Genomic DNA, 17,199 nt, shown 5'->3' with positions numbered 1-17,199 from the left:
TAAATATGGTCCAATTGAGTAATATATCAAAAATGTCCCATATTTAAATGAAAAAGCGCTTTAAAAGGTATACTAACCATAGAACATACAGCAGTTAAAAAAAGAAGGGTGATGAATCTATGGGATATTACGATGATCATAATCTTGATCCGTCAGAACCTAACCGGTCGGGGGGGAGACGACGGGGACGGGGTGGCTGGTTCCTTGCAGGCTTACTAGGGGCTATCGTCGGTATCGTCGTCTTTTTGGTATTTGCCCCAGTGTTATCAAATTTGGGTGTTTTGCCATATGCCGTTGAAACGGGCGGCAATACAACAAATACAACTAGCCCTGGGTCAACCAAGCAGGTCAATGTTGATGTGACATCAGGTGTGACCAAGGCGGTCGATAAAGTGTCACCGGCAGTTGTTACGGTTATCAATTTAAAACGAGCGAACTTTTTCGATAACAAATATCAAAAGACGGGTATAGGCTCAGGTATCATTTATAAGAAATCTGATGGCGGTGCTTATATTGTGACGAATAACCACGTTGTTGAAGGGGCGAACAAAGTAGAGGTTCGTTTGAGCAATGATGTGAAGGTCGATGCACAGGTGTTAGGTAAGGATTCACTTTATGACTTAGCGGTATTAAAGATACCTGGCGATAAAGTGAAAGAAGTTGCCCAGTTCGGCGACTCCTCCAAACTGAAGCGCGGCGAACCGGTTATTGCTATCGGAAATCCGCTTGGTTTTAACGGTTCAGTCACTGAAGGGATTGTCAGTGCACCTAATCGTATGATCCCTGTTCAGCATGACAATGTATCTATGCAGGCACAGGTTATTCAGACCGATGCAGCAATCAATCCTGGTAACAGCGGCGGTGCGCTAGTGAATATCGAAGGTCAGGTTATCGGTATTAACTCATTGAAGATCGCGGAGCAAACGGTAGAGGGTATTGGCTTTGCGATACCGATCAATGTGGCAAAGCCTGTGATCAAGCAGCTTGAGAAGCAAGGCAAGATTGAACGGCCATATCTTGGCATCGGTATTGTTGACCTTAATAACGTACCGACCAACGCTTTGCAGCAGCTGAAAATTCCTGACAACGTCCATACAGGACTTGTTGCCACAGAGGTCAAAGACGGCTCCCCTGCTGCAAGAGGCGGGCTAAAAGCTGGCGACGTTATTACCGAAATTAACGGTAAGAAGATCCAAAGCTACATTAAATTCTCAACGTATCTTTATACACAGCTTAAACCTGATCAGACTGTTGATGTGACATACTATCGCTTCGGCAAAAAGCACACAACTAAGATCAAGCTTGGCGATAAAGTGTTCTCATAACGGCAAGTAACAGGAGAGTTTCTAGCTCTCCTGTTTTGTCGTTGTAAAATAAAATTATGAAAGGGTGAGAAGTACTTGAAGCACTATTGCTGTTTGGAGCATGTCGAACTTGCTCTCGATATCATTGTGGATGAATGTGAAACCGCGCCGATGATGAAAGCATTATTGAATGAGGAACAGTTATCCACAACCTGTGAATTTTGCGATAAACCCGCAATATATCTTGTGACAAATTAATGTTCGCATACTCTATATGGATAACTAATGTGGATATGTGGATAAATTCTGTGTATAACTTGTTGGTAAGGAGGGATAACTTGTGAATATCCACATGTTAACCGTTGGCAAGCTCAAAGAAAGATACATAAAGCAGGGCATTGACGAATATGTCAAACGCCTCGGCCCCTACGCTAAGGTGGTGATTTCGGAAGTCCCCGACGAAAAAGCACCCGACAACCTAAGCCCCGCCCAAATCCAACAAATCAAGTGCATCGAAGGGGACAAGCTTCTCGCCAAAGTTTCCCCGGATACATATGTCATCGCCCTCGCCATTGAAGGCAAACAACTCAGCTCCGAAACATTGGCCAGCCAGCTCGACAACCTTGCCACATATGGCAAAAGCAAAATCGCCTTCGTTATCGGCGGATCACATGGTCTGAGCGACGCTGTCCTGGAGCGGGCCGATATGCATTTGTCTTTTTCAAAGATGACCTTCCCGCACCAGCTTATGAGGCTGATTTTAGTGGAGCAGGTCTATCGGGCGTTTAAGATCATTAGGGGTGAGACTTATCATAAGTAGATAGGTTTATGGTTATTTGGATGAGGGCTTTATAGGGGAGTTGGTTGAAGGAAAGGACAATTTTGAGGGGGCTGGAGGGCGAAAGGCAGTAAATGGGTGAAAAAAGCTATTACGAAGGTGATGAAAGCCCGAAGTGGGTAAAAATCCGGCCTCGAGGTCGTTCATAGGTGAGATGAAAGCCCGAAGTGGGTAAAAATCCGGTGTCGAGGTCGTTCATAGTGGTGATGAAAGCCCGAAGTGGGTAAAAATCCGGTGTCGAGGTCGTTCATAGTGGTGATGAAAGCCCGAAGTGGGTAAAAATACTGCCTCGAGGTCGTTCATAGTGGTGATGAAAGCCCGAAGTGGGTAAAAATACTGCCTCGAGGTCGTTCATAGGTGAGGTGACAAATCCATCGAAAAAGAAACTTTGTAAGGAAGCCTGAAAATGGTCAGTTTGTTTTTATTCGTAATAAACCCATTGATGAACTCCCACGATTTTAAAATTATTGTCGAGTATTCTTTTAATTACCTTTTTAGATACCATCATCCCACACCATTCATGAATCACGTTTGTTGTAATTTTTTTATTAGGATAAAGCAGTTTAAATTCATCCACGCTTCTCATGACAGCGGCATCAACCAATTCTTCGTAGCCGCATTCCTCACAAATGCATGTCCTGTTTCCCCTTCCTTCGACAGTTATTGAAAACGAGCTGCACTTTGCACACGTAGTTCCCTTTTTCAGTTGGTCATAATCATAAGCTGGTAATTGTTTAAAAGGGGAGTCCTTAATATGGAGTGAAATTAATCTGTCGGCCAACATTTTGTGTTTCCGATCTAACTTTGAAGTTGTTGTATTGAGGTTTATCAAAAAGCGGCTAACCTGAGTTGGGAAAATAAATGGTTTGTCCAGAGGTGCTTGGTATAAAGTGAATTCGGGGTTGATAAAAACGACTGATGAATGTATGGGTATTTTAAATCCAAGTTTTTGGAGCAGCTGGCGCAGCAAGGATTCGCTTCGACTTAATTGGGTAAGGGGATTATTAATTTCAGATTTAGATCTGCTGTATAGCCTTTCTTGTTCGTAAAAGTAATCACCGTCATAATTTTTCACTTCGAAAAGGTGGATGACCTCTGAAAAAATAATGAGTGAGTCAATTTGGAACACGGTGTTATTAACCTTGAGCAGCAAATCATTTAAAATCAAGCATTCACAATCAAGTTTTTCTGTAAGGGAGTCAAATAGCAATTCCCCATCATAGCCTTTTTTAAGGTTGAAATAGTACCCCTTGTCCTTATCAGACAAAGTCATTCGGGCGTTTAAGGCCTTCAGGATGAGTAATTCGTTTGATTCTGTTCGTGATTTATAAGGCACAGTTCACATCCTCCCTTTTTTTTGTAATTTTGAGTCTATTAGATTAAATATACCAAAGCATCTATTAAAAATAAATAATTTAATCATAATTACCTACAATGAGGTAGAGGGGTAATCAAAAAAAGCCCTTTAATTTCTTAAAGGGTATATAAATAAAATGGGCGACCTGTAAAAATAAACGTACGTTACGATATCATCTCCCGCAGCATTTTTTGTATTTCTTTCCACTTCCACATGGGCAAGGGGTATTACGACCGACTTTTTTACGGTTAACTTTACCAATTCCATTTGGCCCCTTACGTTTTGCTGAAGGCTGTGCCGTCGGTAAAGGCTTCATATGCTGCTTATCGAACTTAAAGAGCTCCTGGGGACTGGGGAGTATGCCCCTTTAAAATCCACATGCGGGTATTATTGTGTAATGTCATGACCCTATCTATTATTTGCCCTGCAGCTTCAAAAGACGGAAATTCAATTATGCTTTGTAAGTATTGAACCATCAACGCCGGTTCAGCATTCGAGTTAATCATATTGATAAATTGGCTTGCTATTTCGTCAGTTTCTTCAGATGTGAGTTCATAATGTTCCAATAGGAATTGGAGTAATTGGTTCATGGCAGGCGTCTTATCGATATAATGAGGGTCTGCAGCTGCCAATACCTGTTTCTTTGTAAAAGGATAATAATCGATGTTACTTCTCATATCTTGCTCTTCTCTTATTTTCCTTGCATCGAAAACCCGATGATCTTCCAATCCGTGAAAAGAGTAAAGCAACTCCTGTATCCAAGACACCGTAGTAGTAAAGTAAACCATGCGTAAGGCGAATCCATTCATCATTTCGCTTTATAATCTTTTGAAGAGCATCCACATCAATATCTTATAACACTTCGATTAGTCACTTAGTTTACTGTTACTTCTGTACAAAAAAATTAATTGCATAGGGGGAAAGTTATGGGACTTGATATGTACCTTTATTCCTTTCCGAAGCTTGAAGGTGTGGATTTCTGGGAAAGTATGAAGGTTGATACTTATCGTTGGCAATTGGAAAAGAAGGACAATATCTTATATCAAAAGGTTGCAAAGCACCTTGAAGAGTCCGGTATGTCTTGGGACGACGTCCAAAGGCAAGATGTTGCTTATTGGCGAAAGGCGAACCAAATTCACAATTGGTTCGTAGAGAATCTGCAAGATAGTGTAGATAATTGTTCAATTTCTGAAGTGAAAAGAAGTCACATCATTCTCCTGAATAATTATTGCAGGATGATTCTAGAAAGTTCGGCAAAGGCTGAAGATGTTTTGCCCACGACGCCTGGTTTTTATTTTGGCAGCACAACTTATGATTCATTTTACTATTCAGAAATATATGAGACCCACACATTGCTCGCTTTTCTTATTCAAAACTTCTCCTTCGACAAAAATTATCTCTTCTACCAAAGTTCTTGGTAAATTAAAGGGACCGTACCTTCATGTTTCGATTCCCTTCCAAATAATTTTTTAGTTTACAAATCCTGCAACGACCTGCATGAATTATATGCCATCTCTACTAATAAATCCAATTGTTTTAATTAGTAAAACATATTATAATAGAATACGTTATTCTATTGGGATATTTAGCATAGGTAAGTTCTGAAATGGCAAAATATTTAAGAAGTAAAGAGTTGTTTTTTGGGGGTTTTTTTAAAAAATCATGCCCGCTTGATCATTTGGACAACTAAGAGAAAATTAATAGCTTGCCTGAAATAGGCTGGTTATTAAAAGCAGAAGAGAGGGATCGAAGTGGCGAACAAGGAAATGAAGAGAGGTTTGCAATCTCGTCATATTCAGATGATTGCTTTGGGTGGTACAATTGGTGTTGGTTTATTCATGGGATCAGCAAGTACGATTCAATGGACGGGTCCGTCAGTCCTGCTTGCTTATGCCATCTCAGGGGTATTTATTTTTCTCATTATGCGTGCAATGGGGGAAATGTTATATTTAGAGCCAAGCACCGGTTCGTTTGCGACCTTTGGCCATAAGTATATCCATCCATTAGCAGGTTATATTACTGCATGGAGTAACTGGTTCCAATGGGTTATTGTTGGAATGTCGGAAATTATTGCGGTTGGGACATACATGAAGTACTGGTTTCCAGATTTACCTGCATGGATACCGGGGATTATCGCAATGGTGATTCTTGGCGCGGCCAACTTAATTTCTGTTAAATCATTTGGTGAATTTGAGTTTTGGTTTGCTATGATTAAAATCGTTACAATTGTATTAATGGTTGTGGCAGGGCTTGGCCTTATTTTCTTTGGGTTTGGCAACGGCGGGGACGCGATCGGATTATCTAACCTTTGGGGCCACGGCGGCTTCTTTACAGGTGGATGGTCAGGGTTCTTCTTTGCTTTATCATTAGTAGTTGCAGCATATCAAGGTGTCGAACTAATTGGGATTACAGCCGGTGAAGCAAAAGAGCCAAAAAAGACGTTAACTAAAGCGATTCAAAGTATCATTTGGCGTATTTTAATCTTCTATATTGGTGCGATATTTATTATTGTAACCGTTTACCCCTGGGATCAACTAGATTCCATTGGAAGCCCGTTTGTTGCAACGTTTGCGAAGGTTGGTATTACAGCAGCTGCTGGAATTATTAACTTTGTCATCATCACGGCCGCGATGTCTGGTTGTAATAGCGGTATTTACAGCGCAGGCCGTATGCTTTATACACTAGGAACAAATGGACAAGCACCAAAAATCTTTACGAAACTATCTCATAACGGTGTGCCATTGCTTGGTACGCTTGGTGTACTTGCTGGTTTAGTCATTGGCGTGATCTTAAGTTATATTGCACCGGAAAATTTATTTGTGTATGTATATAGTGCAAGTGTTCTTCCTGGTATGGTTCCATGGTTTGTTATTCTAATCAGCCAAATTCGCTTCCGAAAAATAAAAGGAGCTGAAATGGCGAATCACCCATTCAAAATGCCTTTAGCACCAGTGACAAACTACTTAACACTTGCTTTTTTAATCATGGTGTTAGTCGGTATGTGGTTTAATGATGATACGCGTATTTCACTTATTGTAGGGATTGTTTTCCTCGGTATCATCGTCGTTACTTTTTTTGCTTTTGGAATAGGCAAGCATACCTCGGTAGATTCTGAAAAAGATAATGACATCACTCAAAGAGTGAGTAATTTTAAATAAAGTAAAAAGCAGGGCATTTATCATAAATGCTCTGCTTTTTACATGGCCAAATACCTTAGGTTTTTTCCGGTCAGAAGTGGATCAATGACTCCGGTTTAATTCCTGGGCACATTTAAGTCCCCTTATCAGAATCCTCAAAATCGTTCCACGTGGAACATCGAGTTTTTCCGATTTAAAAACCAATTATTGCACGAAAAAAGCGAGTGGGGGAATCTTTCTTACATATGAAATCCATTTTAGTGCTTTTGATTCATGTTTGTTTATAGAATATTGGGAACATTGGATCATTCGGTATTACTTTAATAGGGCTATAATTTTCAATAGGATAGTAGTTTAGTAATTTTCACTTTTGTATAAGGGAGAGCTCTAAGCGTTTTCTACTATTAATAAGAGAGTGAGGGATTTGATGAGAGGAAAGATTGCTAGGAAGATTTGGTTCGTTTGTCTCGTTGTCATGATGGCTGCCTTTTTCAATTATGGCAGAGAAGCTAATGCGGAAACGCCGAAACCAAAGCATGAGATGCGCGCCGCTTGGATAGCTACGGTGAAGAACATTGACATGAAGGCTGGAATGGATAAAAGTGCTTACACGCAATGGGTGGAATCGACATTAAAGGAACTGAAGGAAATGAACTTTAACACGGTTGTCTTTCAAGTTAAATCGACTGAAGATGCCTTATATCCTTCCAAACTAGCACCATGGTCCAAATACATAACCGGAAAGAAACAAGGTACGGATCCGGGATATGATCCACTTCAGATTATGCTTGATAAAGCGCATGAATATGGCATGGAGCTCCATGCATGGGTGAATCCTTATCGTGTCACAATGCCAGGGGACAAATTATCGGATTTAGCGAGTAATAATGTTGCGATTAAGCATCCAGATTGGGTTGTCAAATATGGTTCACAGTATTACTTAAACCCGGGGATACCGGCAGCAAAAGACTATCTTATTGATACAGTAAAGGAACTCGTCAAAAACTATGATATCGACGCTGTTCATATGGATGACTATTTCTATCCCTATCGTATCGCTGGACAAGTTTTTCCTGATCAGGAGACTTTCAAAAAGTATGGCGATGGCTTTGACAACATAGATGATTGGCGCAGAAATAATGTTAGTCAGCTTGTAAGGGAAATGAATGGTGCGATTAAAAAAGTCAAGCCTTGGGTTCAATTAGGCATCTCGCCATTTGGCGTTTGGAGAAACATTGAAGATGACCCAACAGGAAGCGATACACAGGCCGGACAGACGGATTATGACGATTTATTTGCTGATACACGCCAATGGATTAAGGATGGTTCAATTGACTACATTACACCACAAATCTACTGGTCTAGAGAACTAGAAGTGGCCAACTATTCTGTTCTGTTAAAGTGGTGGAGTCATGAAGTTACGACCTATGCTAATGTCCATCCAGTCAATTTATATATTGGGCTTGCTGATTACAAGGTTGGGAATAACTTTGATCAGGCTTGGTATAACCCCTATGAGTTGCCGGGGCAAATTCTCGACAATCGCGCGAGCGGGGTCGCAAAAGGACAAATGCACTTTTCATTGCAGCAAATTGAAAAAAACGCTCTTGGTTACGCGGATATTTTAGATAATGAAATCTATAACTATCAAGCGCTAACCCCAGCCACACCATGGAATGGCGTGGCACTCCCTAAAAAGCCCCATAAAGTAAAAGCAAAAAGAACTGGGGGTGGTGTTGAACTTTCAATTAAAGATAAAAAGCACAAAGACGCCAGGAAATATGTCATTTACCGGTTTGATGGGAAGAAGGAGGGAGATTACAATAATCCCGAGAATATTGTTGGCGTCGCTTATAACAAAAAGGGGATAACAACTTTCGAAGACAGAGGAGCTAAGTCTGACGAGGATTATACGTACGGCATTACATCTGTTTCCCCAACAGGCGTTGAAAGCAAAGATGCCAAGAAGGTTAAAGTGGATTGAAGACGAAAATCGGGTAACAAAGTTGGGAAAAGCATTGGGGGGGATCCCAATGCTTTTTTGCCTTCGCTTAACCAACATAGTTTTTGATATGATAATAACAAGACAATAAAGTTTTCTAAGTGTAGGTTAATGTGTCACAAACTTCATTTAGTCTGGCATACGTATAAAAAGACTATACAATTGGGGGTGTCTACAATTCTTAAGTCATTGGGAGTCGGAGTGCTGCTTCTGGTTTTTTTAGTTATTTTTGCTCAATTGGCTAAAGTGTCAATCATAATATCTACGGGATTCGTTTCAGTGATTCTTATAGTTATAGCAGTAGCTATTTCTGGTTCGGCTGCAATAAGTGGAGACAGTTCAAGGGCTAATCATGCTTATGAAGGTTCAGATGATAGAAAAGATAAACTAAAGTGGACGATGAGATTATTATTTGCTGCTATACCTTGCCTATTGGCAACCGTATTCCATTATTTATTGCTGATAAATTAGCTTTATAATATAGTACAAAAAATGGCAAAAATAAAGAGTGAACATCCTCAGGGAAGGAGAGCCATATGAATATAAAATTAAATCAAAAAACCATTAAAGATATATGCGGCATAGCCTCCTTCAAAAGAGGTGACGCTTTTTATCGTGCGGGTCGTGTCACAATTGATGAATACGGTTCTGATCGTTGTCAAGCCACCGTTACTGGTACGGAGGATTTCCGTGTGACGATTGAAAAGGATGCCCGAGGGAACATCCATACGGCATGCAGCTGCCCGGTACTTGCTTCTTTTAAAAAGGATTGTCAGCATATCGCGGCGGTTTTAATAGCGATCAATCAGCGTCAGCAAAGGTCTTCGTCACATCAGGAGCTGACTGAAGGCTTCCTGACACTTTTTGATCATCAGCCAAAACGGACAAGCGGCAGGCAGCGTCACTTCGAAAACAGGCAAATGCTTGAGGTCGCTTTCATATGCAAGCCGGTTACAATAGACACGGGGCAGAGCATGTTCGGAATAGAAATGCGGATGGAACAAATAAAGGTGCAAGATATTCGGGACTTTCTCACGCATGTGAAAAAAGCTGATCCTTGTCCGCTTTCCGTCTCTTTTACCTATGACCCAAATCGCCATTGCTTTCCTGAAGAAACGGATGCTGTTATTCAGCAGCTCATTCAGGTGATCCAAGATGAAAAGGGAGCAGCCAGCGATACTAGCCTTCACACGCTGCTCATTCCGCCATCTTCCTGGGACCGGTTGCTCCCATTACTTTTGCAAGCTCCGCATGCAGGGCTTATGTACGATAGGAAAGCCTTTGATGGATTTCCGTTATTGAGCGGGAAGCTGCCGCTAAAGTTTGTCTTTTCAGAGACTGAAGGCAAGGATCTTTGGCTGGAAATTGAGGGTTTGAATCGAATAACGCTATTGACATCATATCGGTCCGTGCTGACAGGAGACGGCTTAATCCAGCTTGCCGGAGAGGAAAGTGAGCGGCTTTCAGAGCTAAAACAGATGCTTGATGCTTCACAATCACATCATATTCCAATCCCGCGCGGGCAAATAAATCATTTCCTGGAAAAGGTGGTTCCCGGTTTAAAAAAGTTAGGAGATGTTGAAATATCTGAGGCTATTTCCAAAAGTGTTCTAAAGACACCGCTGATTGCCAAACTATACTTGGACCGTGTGAAAAATCGCCTTCTGGCCGGGCTTGAGTTCCACTATGAGAACATTGTAATTAATCCATTGGAAAGCCGAGAGCCTACGGCAGGGGCTTTGATTATAAGAGATGTGGAGAAAGAGGAAGTTATCCTGCAGCTAATGGAGGACAGCGCGTTCACCCAGACGGACAGCGGTTATTTTCTTCATAATGAGGAGCTCGAGTATGCATTTTTGCACCACGTTGTTCCAAAACTGCAAAAGCAAGCCCAAATCTACACGACAACAGCAGTCAGAAACCGGGTTGTCAAAGGGAAGGCGCGCCCGCGAATAAGGGTAAAGGTCCAAAAGGAACGGACCAATTGGCTGGAATTTAAATTTGAAATGGACGGCATTCCTGATAGAGAAATTAAGGAGATTTTACATGCTTTGGAGGAAAAGCGAAAATATTATCGGTTACGGAACGGCTCGCTGCTCTCGCTGGAGACAAGGGAATTTGAAGAGATCAACCGTTTTCTGACGGCACTGCCGGTTCAGGATGGTGATGATCTGGAAAGTGGTTTGAATCTCCCAGTTGTCCAGGGGCTCCAGCTACTGGATGCTGCCGACGATGTTTTCACATTAGAGGCCTCCTTCCGCCAGTTCCTAGACAATATCCAAAACCCGGACAGTTTAGCATTTGATGTGCCGGGAAGTTTGGAACCAGTATTGCGGGACTATCAAAAGCATGGCTATAAATGGATGAAAAACCTTGCCCGTTATGGTTTCGGAGGGATTCTAGCTGATGATATGGGGCTTGGGAAGACACTGCAAAGCATTACATACATTTTATCCGAGCTTTCCGACATCCAAAAAAGGAATCTTCCGGTGCTTATTTTATGTCCATCCTCTCTGACTTACAATTGGCTAAGCGAAATAACAAAGTTTGCCTCGGATATACAAGCTGTTATCATTGACGGCACTAAGACGGAACGGTATAAAATATTGAAGGATTTAACGGGTGTCGATGTCATCATTACCTCTTATCCGTTATTGCGCAGTGATATAAAGTGGTATGAGAAACAGTCCTTTCACACTGTTTTCTTTGATGAGGCACAAGCCTTCAAGAACCCCGTGACACAAACAGCAAAAGCAGTGAAGAAGCTCAAGGCAAATCATTGCTTTGCGTTAACAGGGACACCTGTTGAGAATGCGCTCGAGGAGCTGTGGTCTATCTTTCACATTATATTCCCCGAACTATTCCTAGGTTTAAGGGAATTCAGCACTTTATCAAGGGAAAAGATTGCCCGAAGAATTAAGCCCTTTTTGCTTCGCAGGAAGAAAGAGGATGTCCTTTCGGAGCTGCCGGGGAAAATGGCCTCAATGGATTCAGCCGAGCTGCTTCCTGATCAGAAGAAGCTGTACGGGGCTTATTTGGCGAAACTGAGACACGACACATTAAAGCATCTGGATAAGGATACTTTACAAAAAAATCGTATAAAAATCCTTGCTGGTATAACCCGGCTGCGGCAAATTTGCTGTCACCCCGCATTATTTGTGGACGGATACAAAGGAAGCTCTGCAAAGTTTGAACAGCTCAAGAAAATTTTAGAGGAATCAAGACTCTCTGGAAGACGGGTGCTGATTTTCTCACAGTTTACGAAAATGCTTGAATTAATCGGCAGGGAACTCTCCAATCAGGGGCGCAGTTTTTTCTATCTCGATGGACAAACTCCGTCAGAAGAACGCATGGAACGATGCCAGCGATTTAATGCCGGAGAATGTGATATCTTCCTCATTTCCTTGAAGGCCGGTGGGACAGGTCTTAATCTAACAGGGGCTGATACCGTCATCCTGTATGATATTTGGTGGAATCCTGCGGTTGAGGAACAGGCAGCCGACCGCGCCTATCGTATAGGCCAGACAAAAGTTGTCCAAGTCATCAAGCTCGTCGCCCGTGGTACGATCGAAGATAAAATGAATGACCTGCAAGAGAAAAAAAGGCATCTGATTGAAGAAATTATAGATTCTAAAGATAGATCGCCGTCCTCCCTTACCGAAGAGGATATCAGGGAGATATTGATGATATAGAAGGGGGGCGGTATACGCCGCGCCCCATACGAAAAGGCACTCATTTTAGGATAACTGGAAAGAGCGCCTTTTTATAAGGTAGGGACTTCCACCTAAGTTAGGAAGTTACGGAACAAAACATTATAAGAAGGCGCTTCCATATAAAATTGGCAAATCCATATAGGGAAAATAGGAGTATAATAGGCAATGAATAAAAGCTAGTGGGAGTAGAGACCTTTGGAAAAGCAAAATAGCAAATATAGATGGGTTGTTTTTGCCACGGTATTATTTACGTATTTTTTAATCGTGAGTCAAAGAACAGCACCGGGATTAATTACAGATCATTTGATGAAGGAATTTAGTGTAACAGCATCTACCATTGGACTTTTGACGAGTATTCAATTTTTGGCATACGCCGGTTTGCAAATTCCGATTGGGATATTATCCGACCGCTTTGGCCCTAATTTTTTTCTGATTATGGGGACACTCCTTGATGGATTAGGTACTTTAATTTATAGCGTTGCACCGAATGAATTCGTTTTGCTTATTGCTCGATTATTGGTGGGTATAGGAGATGCTACAATTTGGGTTAACTTGGTTATATTATTAAGCCAATGGTTTAAAGCGAAAGAATTCACCGGGCTGCTTGGTATGGCGGGAATGAGCGGAAGCCTTGGCTTCTTGGTTGCGACCGTTCCTTTTTCAGCGTGGATTGCTTTAACGGGATGGAGAGTGCCGTTTTTTACAGTGGGCATTATTCTTTGTCTTTGCGGTGTGCTTCTTTATTTTGTACTTGTAAAAAAGCCAAACAAAATGATGAAAGACAATTCTGGAACAACCCGATCCTCTACTAAAACGGAGGATAAACGGGAAAAGCTGCTTCATATGTTATGCCGCATATTTTCCAATCGCCAAGCATGGGCAACATTCCTATGCCACTTTGGCCTTGTTGGCACATATGTAGGGTTTATCGGTTCGTGGGCGGTGCCATATGGCATGCATGTGTATGGCATGACACGGTCTGGTGCAAGCCAGCTTATTATGATCGGCCTGATTGGGGCATTTATTGGAGCACCTCTGACAAGCTGGATTTCAAGTCGTTTGGAAACGATTAAACGGCCGTATATCATTGTTCATTTCGTTGTTTTCTTAAGCTGGATCGCCTTTCTTCTATTTGGAGGAAAGCCGCCATTTTTTATGTTCATTATTCTTTTCTTAATTATTGGCTATGGAAATGGGGCAAGTGCTTTAACATTCGCAGTCGTACGTCAATCCTTTCCTATTAGAGAGGTCGGTGTTGTTTCAGGTTTTGCGAATACTGGCGGTTTTTTAAGTGCTGTCCTCTTGCCAAGCATCTTTGGGAAGGTTCTGGATCATTTCCATAATGCGTCAAGCGTTGTCGGCTATCACTACGGTTTTATTATACCAGTCTTATTCTCAATGCTTGGTTTGATCGGCGGCATGCTTATTAAGAAAGAGCACCAGGAACTAAAGCAGGTGAATGGTTAAGTACCGGATAAAAAATCGTGAGGGCAGGACATTCAGTATGGATTATGGATGGCCGGTGGCCTTTATCGATAATATAACATATTAATGATATAATTTAGTTATAATAATACTATCAGAAAGGGGCCTGCTGGAAGTGAATATTAAACCATCAACGGCCATTCGTAATAATTATAATGGCTTTTCAAAATACTGTCATGAGCTTGATGAGCCAGTCGTACTGACACGTAATGGTGAAGCGGATTTGGTTGTTATGAGCCATGACACCTATCGGCGGATGGAGGCTCGTAATAAATTGCAATCCAAGCTTCTCGTTGCTGAAAAACAAGTAAACGAAGGGGCCGAATTGATTGAACATGATCAAGTCATAACAACAATGCGGAAAAAGATTCAAGATGCAAAAAAGTAAAATTCGTTACACACCTGCAGCAATTGATGACATGGATGAGATATTTTCATTTATTTCATATGATAACATTTCTGCCGCGGAGGAGATGCTTGAAAAGCTAAATGATAACATTGGCAACCTGGCAGAGTTTCCCCGTATGGGATCTGTTTTATCAGAAGAGGAATACACTCTTTTAGTGCGAGGTTATCGTTTTATTGTTGTACATCCATATCTTGTCTTCTATAGATTATTGGATAATGATGTAATTATTCATCGTACACTGCATGGCCGCAGGGGTTATCTTCGAGAGCTATTCATGCCAAGGGAATAGGATTTCCGCCATCAAGCGGTGCCGCTGTTATCATCTTTAGTCGGATAGCAATATAAAGAAGAGTCATAGACTGATGTGGCAATCGGATGGCCATCTCCGTCAAAAATGCTGCCCCGCAGCGGTTTTGTACTCTCTTTTTCTATATTGCCGATGCTGTTGTTTCCGAAGATCTTGACAAGATGTTGTCATTGGGATTGCCAGAATAGCAAGCGACAGAAAAAAGAAACGGGTGGCGATTTTAATAGTAATTGTCCTCACTCCTAGGTATCATTAAGCCCACTTTAAGATATAGCTTGCTGGAAGGGAAAATGGTAATAGGGGATATCGAGCTTGGTGCAAAAGAAAAAAACCATTGATTTCCAAACGAAATTGTGGTAATATTGGGATACTTATAATGAATGGAGGTTTTCCTTGTGTTGCATAATAGATTGCTAGTCCTAACTTTGAACCGTTAATTAAATAACGCTCAAAGCTCTGCCGGTTGTGCAGGGTAAATGGGATTGGTCTTTCTATTTTTAAGGAAACCTTTATTTACGGGATTTTAAAATGGAGAGGGCTTAGGCAGGCTCTCCTTTTTGTTGTCTTTAAAAATGAATGAGCAAAATGGGAATACCTTCCTCACTTTAGCAAGGAAAGTGAGGGAAGGTTAATTTCCGTTTGGGAAGCCCAAAGCTGGGGAGGTGGCACGTCTCCTCAGGCATTTTTTGTTATGTTCCCCATTTACTTTAGCACAGGCAGATTGTCTGTGTTTTTTTTTGCTTCCCCCAGATATTATTTAGTTGTTAAACAAGAAACGGAGGAATCCAAATGACTCAAAATCAAAAGGCGCTTTTAGTTGGTGTGAACCTTAATAATCAAGCCCATTTTGAATATACAATGGAGGAACTGAAGAACCTAGCTGACGCCTGCCATATCGACGTTGTTGGCGAGGTGGCGCAAAATTTAAGCCGTATCAATCGATCCCATTATATCGGGAAAGGCAAGATACAGGAGACGGTACAGCTGATAAAATATACTGATGCTGATGTCGTCATTTTTAACGATGAGCTGTCGCCTTCGCAAATTCGGAATCTTGAGGAGGAGCTTGATCGGGAAGTCATTGATCGGACGATGCTAATTTTGGATATCTTCGCCAGGCGTGCAAAGACAAGGGAAGCACAGCTTCAGGTCGAAGTGGCCAACCTTAAGTACATGCTTCCTCGCATCATTGGCCAAAATGAATCGTTAGGACGTCAAGGCGGGGGATCAGGCTTAAAGAACAGGGGTTCCGGCGAAACCAAATTGGAGCTTGACCGCAGAAAAATTGAGGAAAGAATAGCAGCCTTGAATAAGGAATTGGAGGGGCTTGTGACTCAAAGAGAAACACAGAGGAGCCAGCGCAAGAAAAGCGGGATTCCGACTGTATCCTTGGTTGGTTACACCAATGCTGGAAAGTCAACCATTATGAATGCTCTAGTTAAGACTTTTAATCAGTCATTAGATAAACAGGTTTTTGAGAAAGATATGCTTTTTGCTACCCTTGATACATCCGTTAGGAAAATTAATCTTCCAAATAACCGTTCATTCTTGCTGACGGATACGGTGGGCTTTGTCGATAAGCTGCCCCATCATTTGGTTAAAGCCTTTCGGTCCACACTTGAAGAAACGGCAACAGCGGATCTGCTTATTCATGTGGTAGATTATTCAAATTCTCATCATAAAGAACATATTGATGTCACCATTAAAACTTTAAAAGATCTTGGCGTCGAAAACATCCCAACTATTTATGCCTATAATAAGTCGGATTTAACCAGTATTGATGCGCCAAAAGTTGACGATAACAAATTATATCTTTCTGCCAAACATGATGTCGGGATAAATGAATTAATCGAGATGATCTGCGGGGAAGTTTTTAATGACAACGTCCATTGTGATATGCTGATTCCTTTTGAAGAGGGGAGTTTGGTTTCCTATTTCAATGAGCATGCCAATGTTCTTTCCACCAGCTATGAATACAACGGCACGAAATTAGAATTGGAATGCCAGATGAGTGATTTTGAAAAATATCAGGAGTATGTTGTTGAATAAGAGAAAGTTGATTATATAATACAGAAAATCCTTATCCCTCACCGGATAAGGATTTTTTAAAAGAGGGATTGCCAAAAAAAGGTATTTCATTAAAAGCACATGGATGATTGTGACCATGTGCTTGTTTTCGTTTGATTAAGAAATAATAAAATATTCGCCCGGTGCATCAATTGATTTGTATAAATGATGATTCTAAGACAAATTTAGCGTAATTTTTAATAAAAGTTGCTTATTTTGGGATGAAAGTGTTCTGTTGAACACCTTTTTATCTTGGGTCATGTAAATTTCGAAAGGTTATCCGTAAGAATTGCATGTTCGTCCGTAAGAATGTCGATTATTCCGTAACTTTCGGGGCTTTGTCCGTAACTTTTTATTTTTACTCAGTTTGGCGTTACTTCTCTTATGATTTGACATAAATTGGGGAGCGGACCATCCGCATCTCATAGGTAAGTGGTAGTTAGGATTTTTATCGGACTGTGGTTCCGTTATTCAGTCAATCAAAAGGTCATTTGAGTTGATTTTTCGCAAATAACGGAATCTGAGTCCTATAACTTCATAAAAGGGGCAATTTTTAAAGAAATAGAGGAACCTAAGTCCT

Annotated in this window: 15 protein-coding genes; 12 read left to right on the top strand and 3 right to left on the bottom strand. The window is 41.3% G+C overall.

Features of this window, described 5'->3' with window-relative positions; translation table 11 throughout:
- Nucleotides 1-119 precede the first annotated feature (119 nt).
- From EV207_RS17310 to rlmH, 3 genes are all read left to right on the top strand, one after another.
- Entirely contained in the window at nt 120-1,325 is a 1,206-nt protein-coding gene (locus EV207_RS17310) for a S1C family serine protease (RefSeq protein ID WP_132747408.1), read from the top strand.
- Nucleotides 1,326-1,400: 75 nt separating this feature from the next.
- On the top strand, nt 1,401-1,562 hold the full coding sequence (locus EV207_RS17305) for a CxxH/CxxC protein (RefSeq protein WP_132747407.1): 162 nt from the start codon (nt 1,401-1,403) through the stop codon (nt 1,560-1,562).
- 82 nt (nt 1,563-1,644) lie between these two features.
- Nucleotides 1,645-2,124, top strand: coding sequence for a 23S rRNA (pseudouridine(1915)-N(3))-methyltransferase RlmH (gene rlmH, locus EV207_RS17300; protein ID WP_132747406.1), 480 nt, complete (start codon nt 1,645-1,647; stop codon nt 2,122-2,124).
- A 439-nt stretch (nt 2,125-2,563) separates the two neighbouring features.
- On the opposite strand, the gene EV207_RS17295 is transcribed toward rlmH, so the two are convergent.
- The 3 genes from EV207_RS17295 to EV207_RS17285 all read right to left on the bottom strand — a co-directional run bounded on the left by EV207_RS17295 (nt 2,564) and on the right by EV207_RS17285 (nt 4,176).
- Entirely contained in the window at nt 2,564-3,478 is a 915-nt protein-coding gene (locus EV207_RS17295; protein WP_207902968.1) for a nuclease-related domain-containing protein, read from the bottom strand.
- Between the two features lie 193 nt (nt 3,479-3,671).
- Nucleotides 3,672-3,815, bottom strand: a complete 144-nt coding sequence (locus EV207_RS23530) for an SEC-C metal-binding domain-containing protein (RefSeq protein WP_243647126.1) — start codon at nt 3,813-3,815, stop codon at nt 3,672-3,674.
- A 16-nt stretch (nt 3,816-3,831) separates the two neighbouring features.
- Complete coding sequence (locus tag EV207_RS17285) at nt 3,832-4,176, bottom strand: hypothetical protein (protein ID WP_132747405.1); 345 nt, start codon at nt 4,174-4,176, stop codon at nt 3,832-3,834.
- 249 nt (nt 4,177-4,425) lie between these two features.
- Here EV207_RS17285 and EV207_RS17280 point away from each other — a divergent pair, with 249 nt between their 5' ends.
- From EV207_RS17280 to hflX, 9 genes are all read left to right on the top strand, one after another.
- Nucleotides 4,426-4,920, top strand: coding sequence for a hypothetical protein (locus EV207_RS17280; protein ID WP_132747404.1), 495 nt, complete (start codon nt 4,426-4,428; stop codon nt 4,918-4,920).
- A 330-nt stretch (nt 4,921-5,250) separates the two neighbouring features.
- On the top strand, nt 5,251-6,657 hold the full coding sequence (locus tag EV207_RS17275) for an amino acid permease (RefSeq protein WP_424511382.1): 1,407 nt from the start codon (nt 5,251-5,253) through the stop codon (nt 6,655-6,657).
- 406 nt (nt 6,658-7,063) lie between these two features.
- Complete coding sequence (locus tag EV207_RS17270) at nt 7,064-8,620, top strand: glycoside hydrolase family 10-like protein (protein ID WP_132747403.1); 1,557 nt, start codon at nt 7,064-7,066, stop codon at nt 8,618-8,620.
- Nucleotides 8,621-8,749: 129 nt separating this feature from the next.
- Nucleotides 8,750-9,109, top strand: a complete 360-nt coding sequence (locus tag EV207_RS23955; protein ID WP_424511381.1) for a DUF5316 family protein — start codon at nt 8,750-8,752, stop codon at nt 9,107-9,109.
- 65 nt (nt 9,110-9,174) lie between these two features.
- The gene (locus EV207_RS17265) at nt 9,175-12,330 is read left to right on the top strand and encodes a DEAD/DEAH box helicase (RefSeq protein WP_132747402.1); all 3,156 of its coding nucleotides are present in this window, start codon (nt 9,175-9,177) and stop codon (nt 12,328-12,330) included.
- A 216-nt stretch (nt 12,331-12,546) separates the two neighbouring features.
- Nucleotides 12,547-13,818 carry an MFS transporter gene (locus EV207_RS17260; RefSeq protein WP_132747401.1) on the top strand — a complete coding sequence of 424 codons (1,272 nt, stop codon included), beginning with the start codon at nt 12,547-12,549 and terminating at the stop codon, nt 13,816-13,818.
- Between the two features lie 133 nt (nt 13,819-13,951).
- Entirely contained in the window at nt 13,952-14,224 is a 273-nt protein-coding gene (locus tag EV207_RS17255; RefSeq protein ID WP_132747400.1) for a type II toxin-antitoxin system Phd/YefM family antitoxin, read from the top strand.
- The gene (locus EV207_RS17250) at nt 14,211-14,534 is read left to right on the top strand and encodes a type II toxin-antitoxin system RelE/ParE family toxin (protein WP_132747399.1); all 324 of its coding nucleotides are present in this window, start codon (nt 14,211-14,213) and stop codon (nt 14,532-14,534) included. The genes EV207_RS17255 and EV207_RS17250 overlap by 14 nt, the downstream gene beginning before the upstream one ends.
- A gap of 807 nt (nt 14,535-15,341) precedes the next feature.
- A complete protein-coding gene (gene hflX, locus EV207_RS17245) occupies nt 15,342-16,601 on the top strand; it encodes a GTPase HflX (protein WP_132747398.1) in 1,260 nt (419 codons plus the stop codon).
- Nucleotides 16,602-17,199 lie beyond the last annotated feature (598 nt).

The organism is Scopulibacillus darangshiensis (assembly GCF_004341035.1).
GTDB lineage: Bacteria > Bacillota > Bacilli > Bacillales > Sporolactobacillaceae > Scopulibacillus > Scopulibacillus darangshiensis.
The sequence above is the reverse complement of the archived record's forward strand: the minus strand, read 5'-3'. Positions and strand labels throughout refer to the sequence as shown.

Excerpts from the sequence above, each read along its gene's own strand:
- EV207_RS17310 (WP_132747408.1), top strand. The coding sequence starts at position 120 with ATGGGATATTACGATGATCATAATCTTGATCCGTCAGAACCTAACCGG.
- EV207_RS17280 (WP_132747404.1), top strand. The coding sequence starts at position 4,426 with ATGGGACTTGATATGTACCTTTATTCCTTTCCGAAGCTTGAAGGTGTG.
- hflX (WP_132747398.1), top strand. The coding sequence starts at position 15,342 with ATGACTCAAAATCAAAAGGCGCTTTTAGTTGGTGTGAACCTTAATAAT.
- EV207_RS17250 (WP_132747399.1), top strand. The coding sequence starts at position 14,211 with ATGCAAAAAAGTAAAATTCGTTACACACCTGCAGCAATTGATGACATG.
- EV207_RS17270 (WP_132747403.1), top strand. The coding sequence starts at position 7,064 with ATGAGAGGAAAGATTGCTAGGAAGATTTGGTTCGTTTGTCTCGTTGTC.
- EV207_RS23530 (WP_243647126.1), bottom strand. The coding sequence starts at position 3,815 with ATGAAGCCTTTACCGACGGCACAGCCTTCAGCAAAACGTAAGGGGCCA.
- EV207_RS23955 (WP_424511381.1), top strand. The coding sequence starts at position 8,750 with ATGTGTCACAAACTTCATTTAGTCTGGCATACGTATAAAAAGACTATA.
- EV207_RS17265 (WP_132747402.1), top strand. The coding sequence starts at position 9,175 with ATGAATATAAAATTAAATCAAAAAACCATTAAAGATATATGCGGCATA.
- EV207_RS17285 (WP_132747405.1), bottom strand. The coding sequence starts at position 4,176 with ATGAGAAGTAACATCGATTATTATCCTTTTACAAAGAAACAGGTATTG.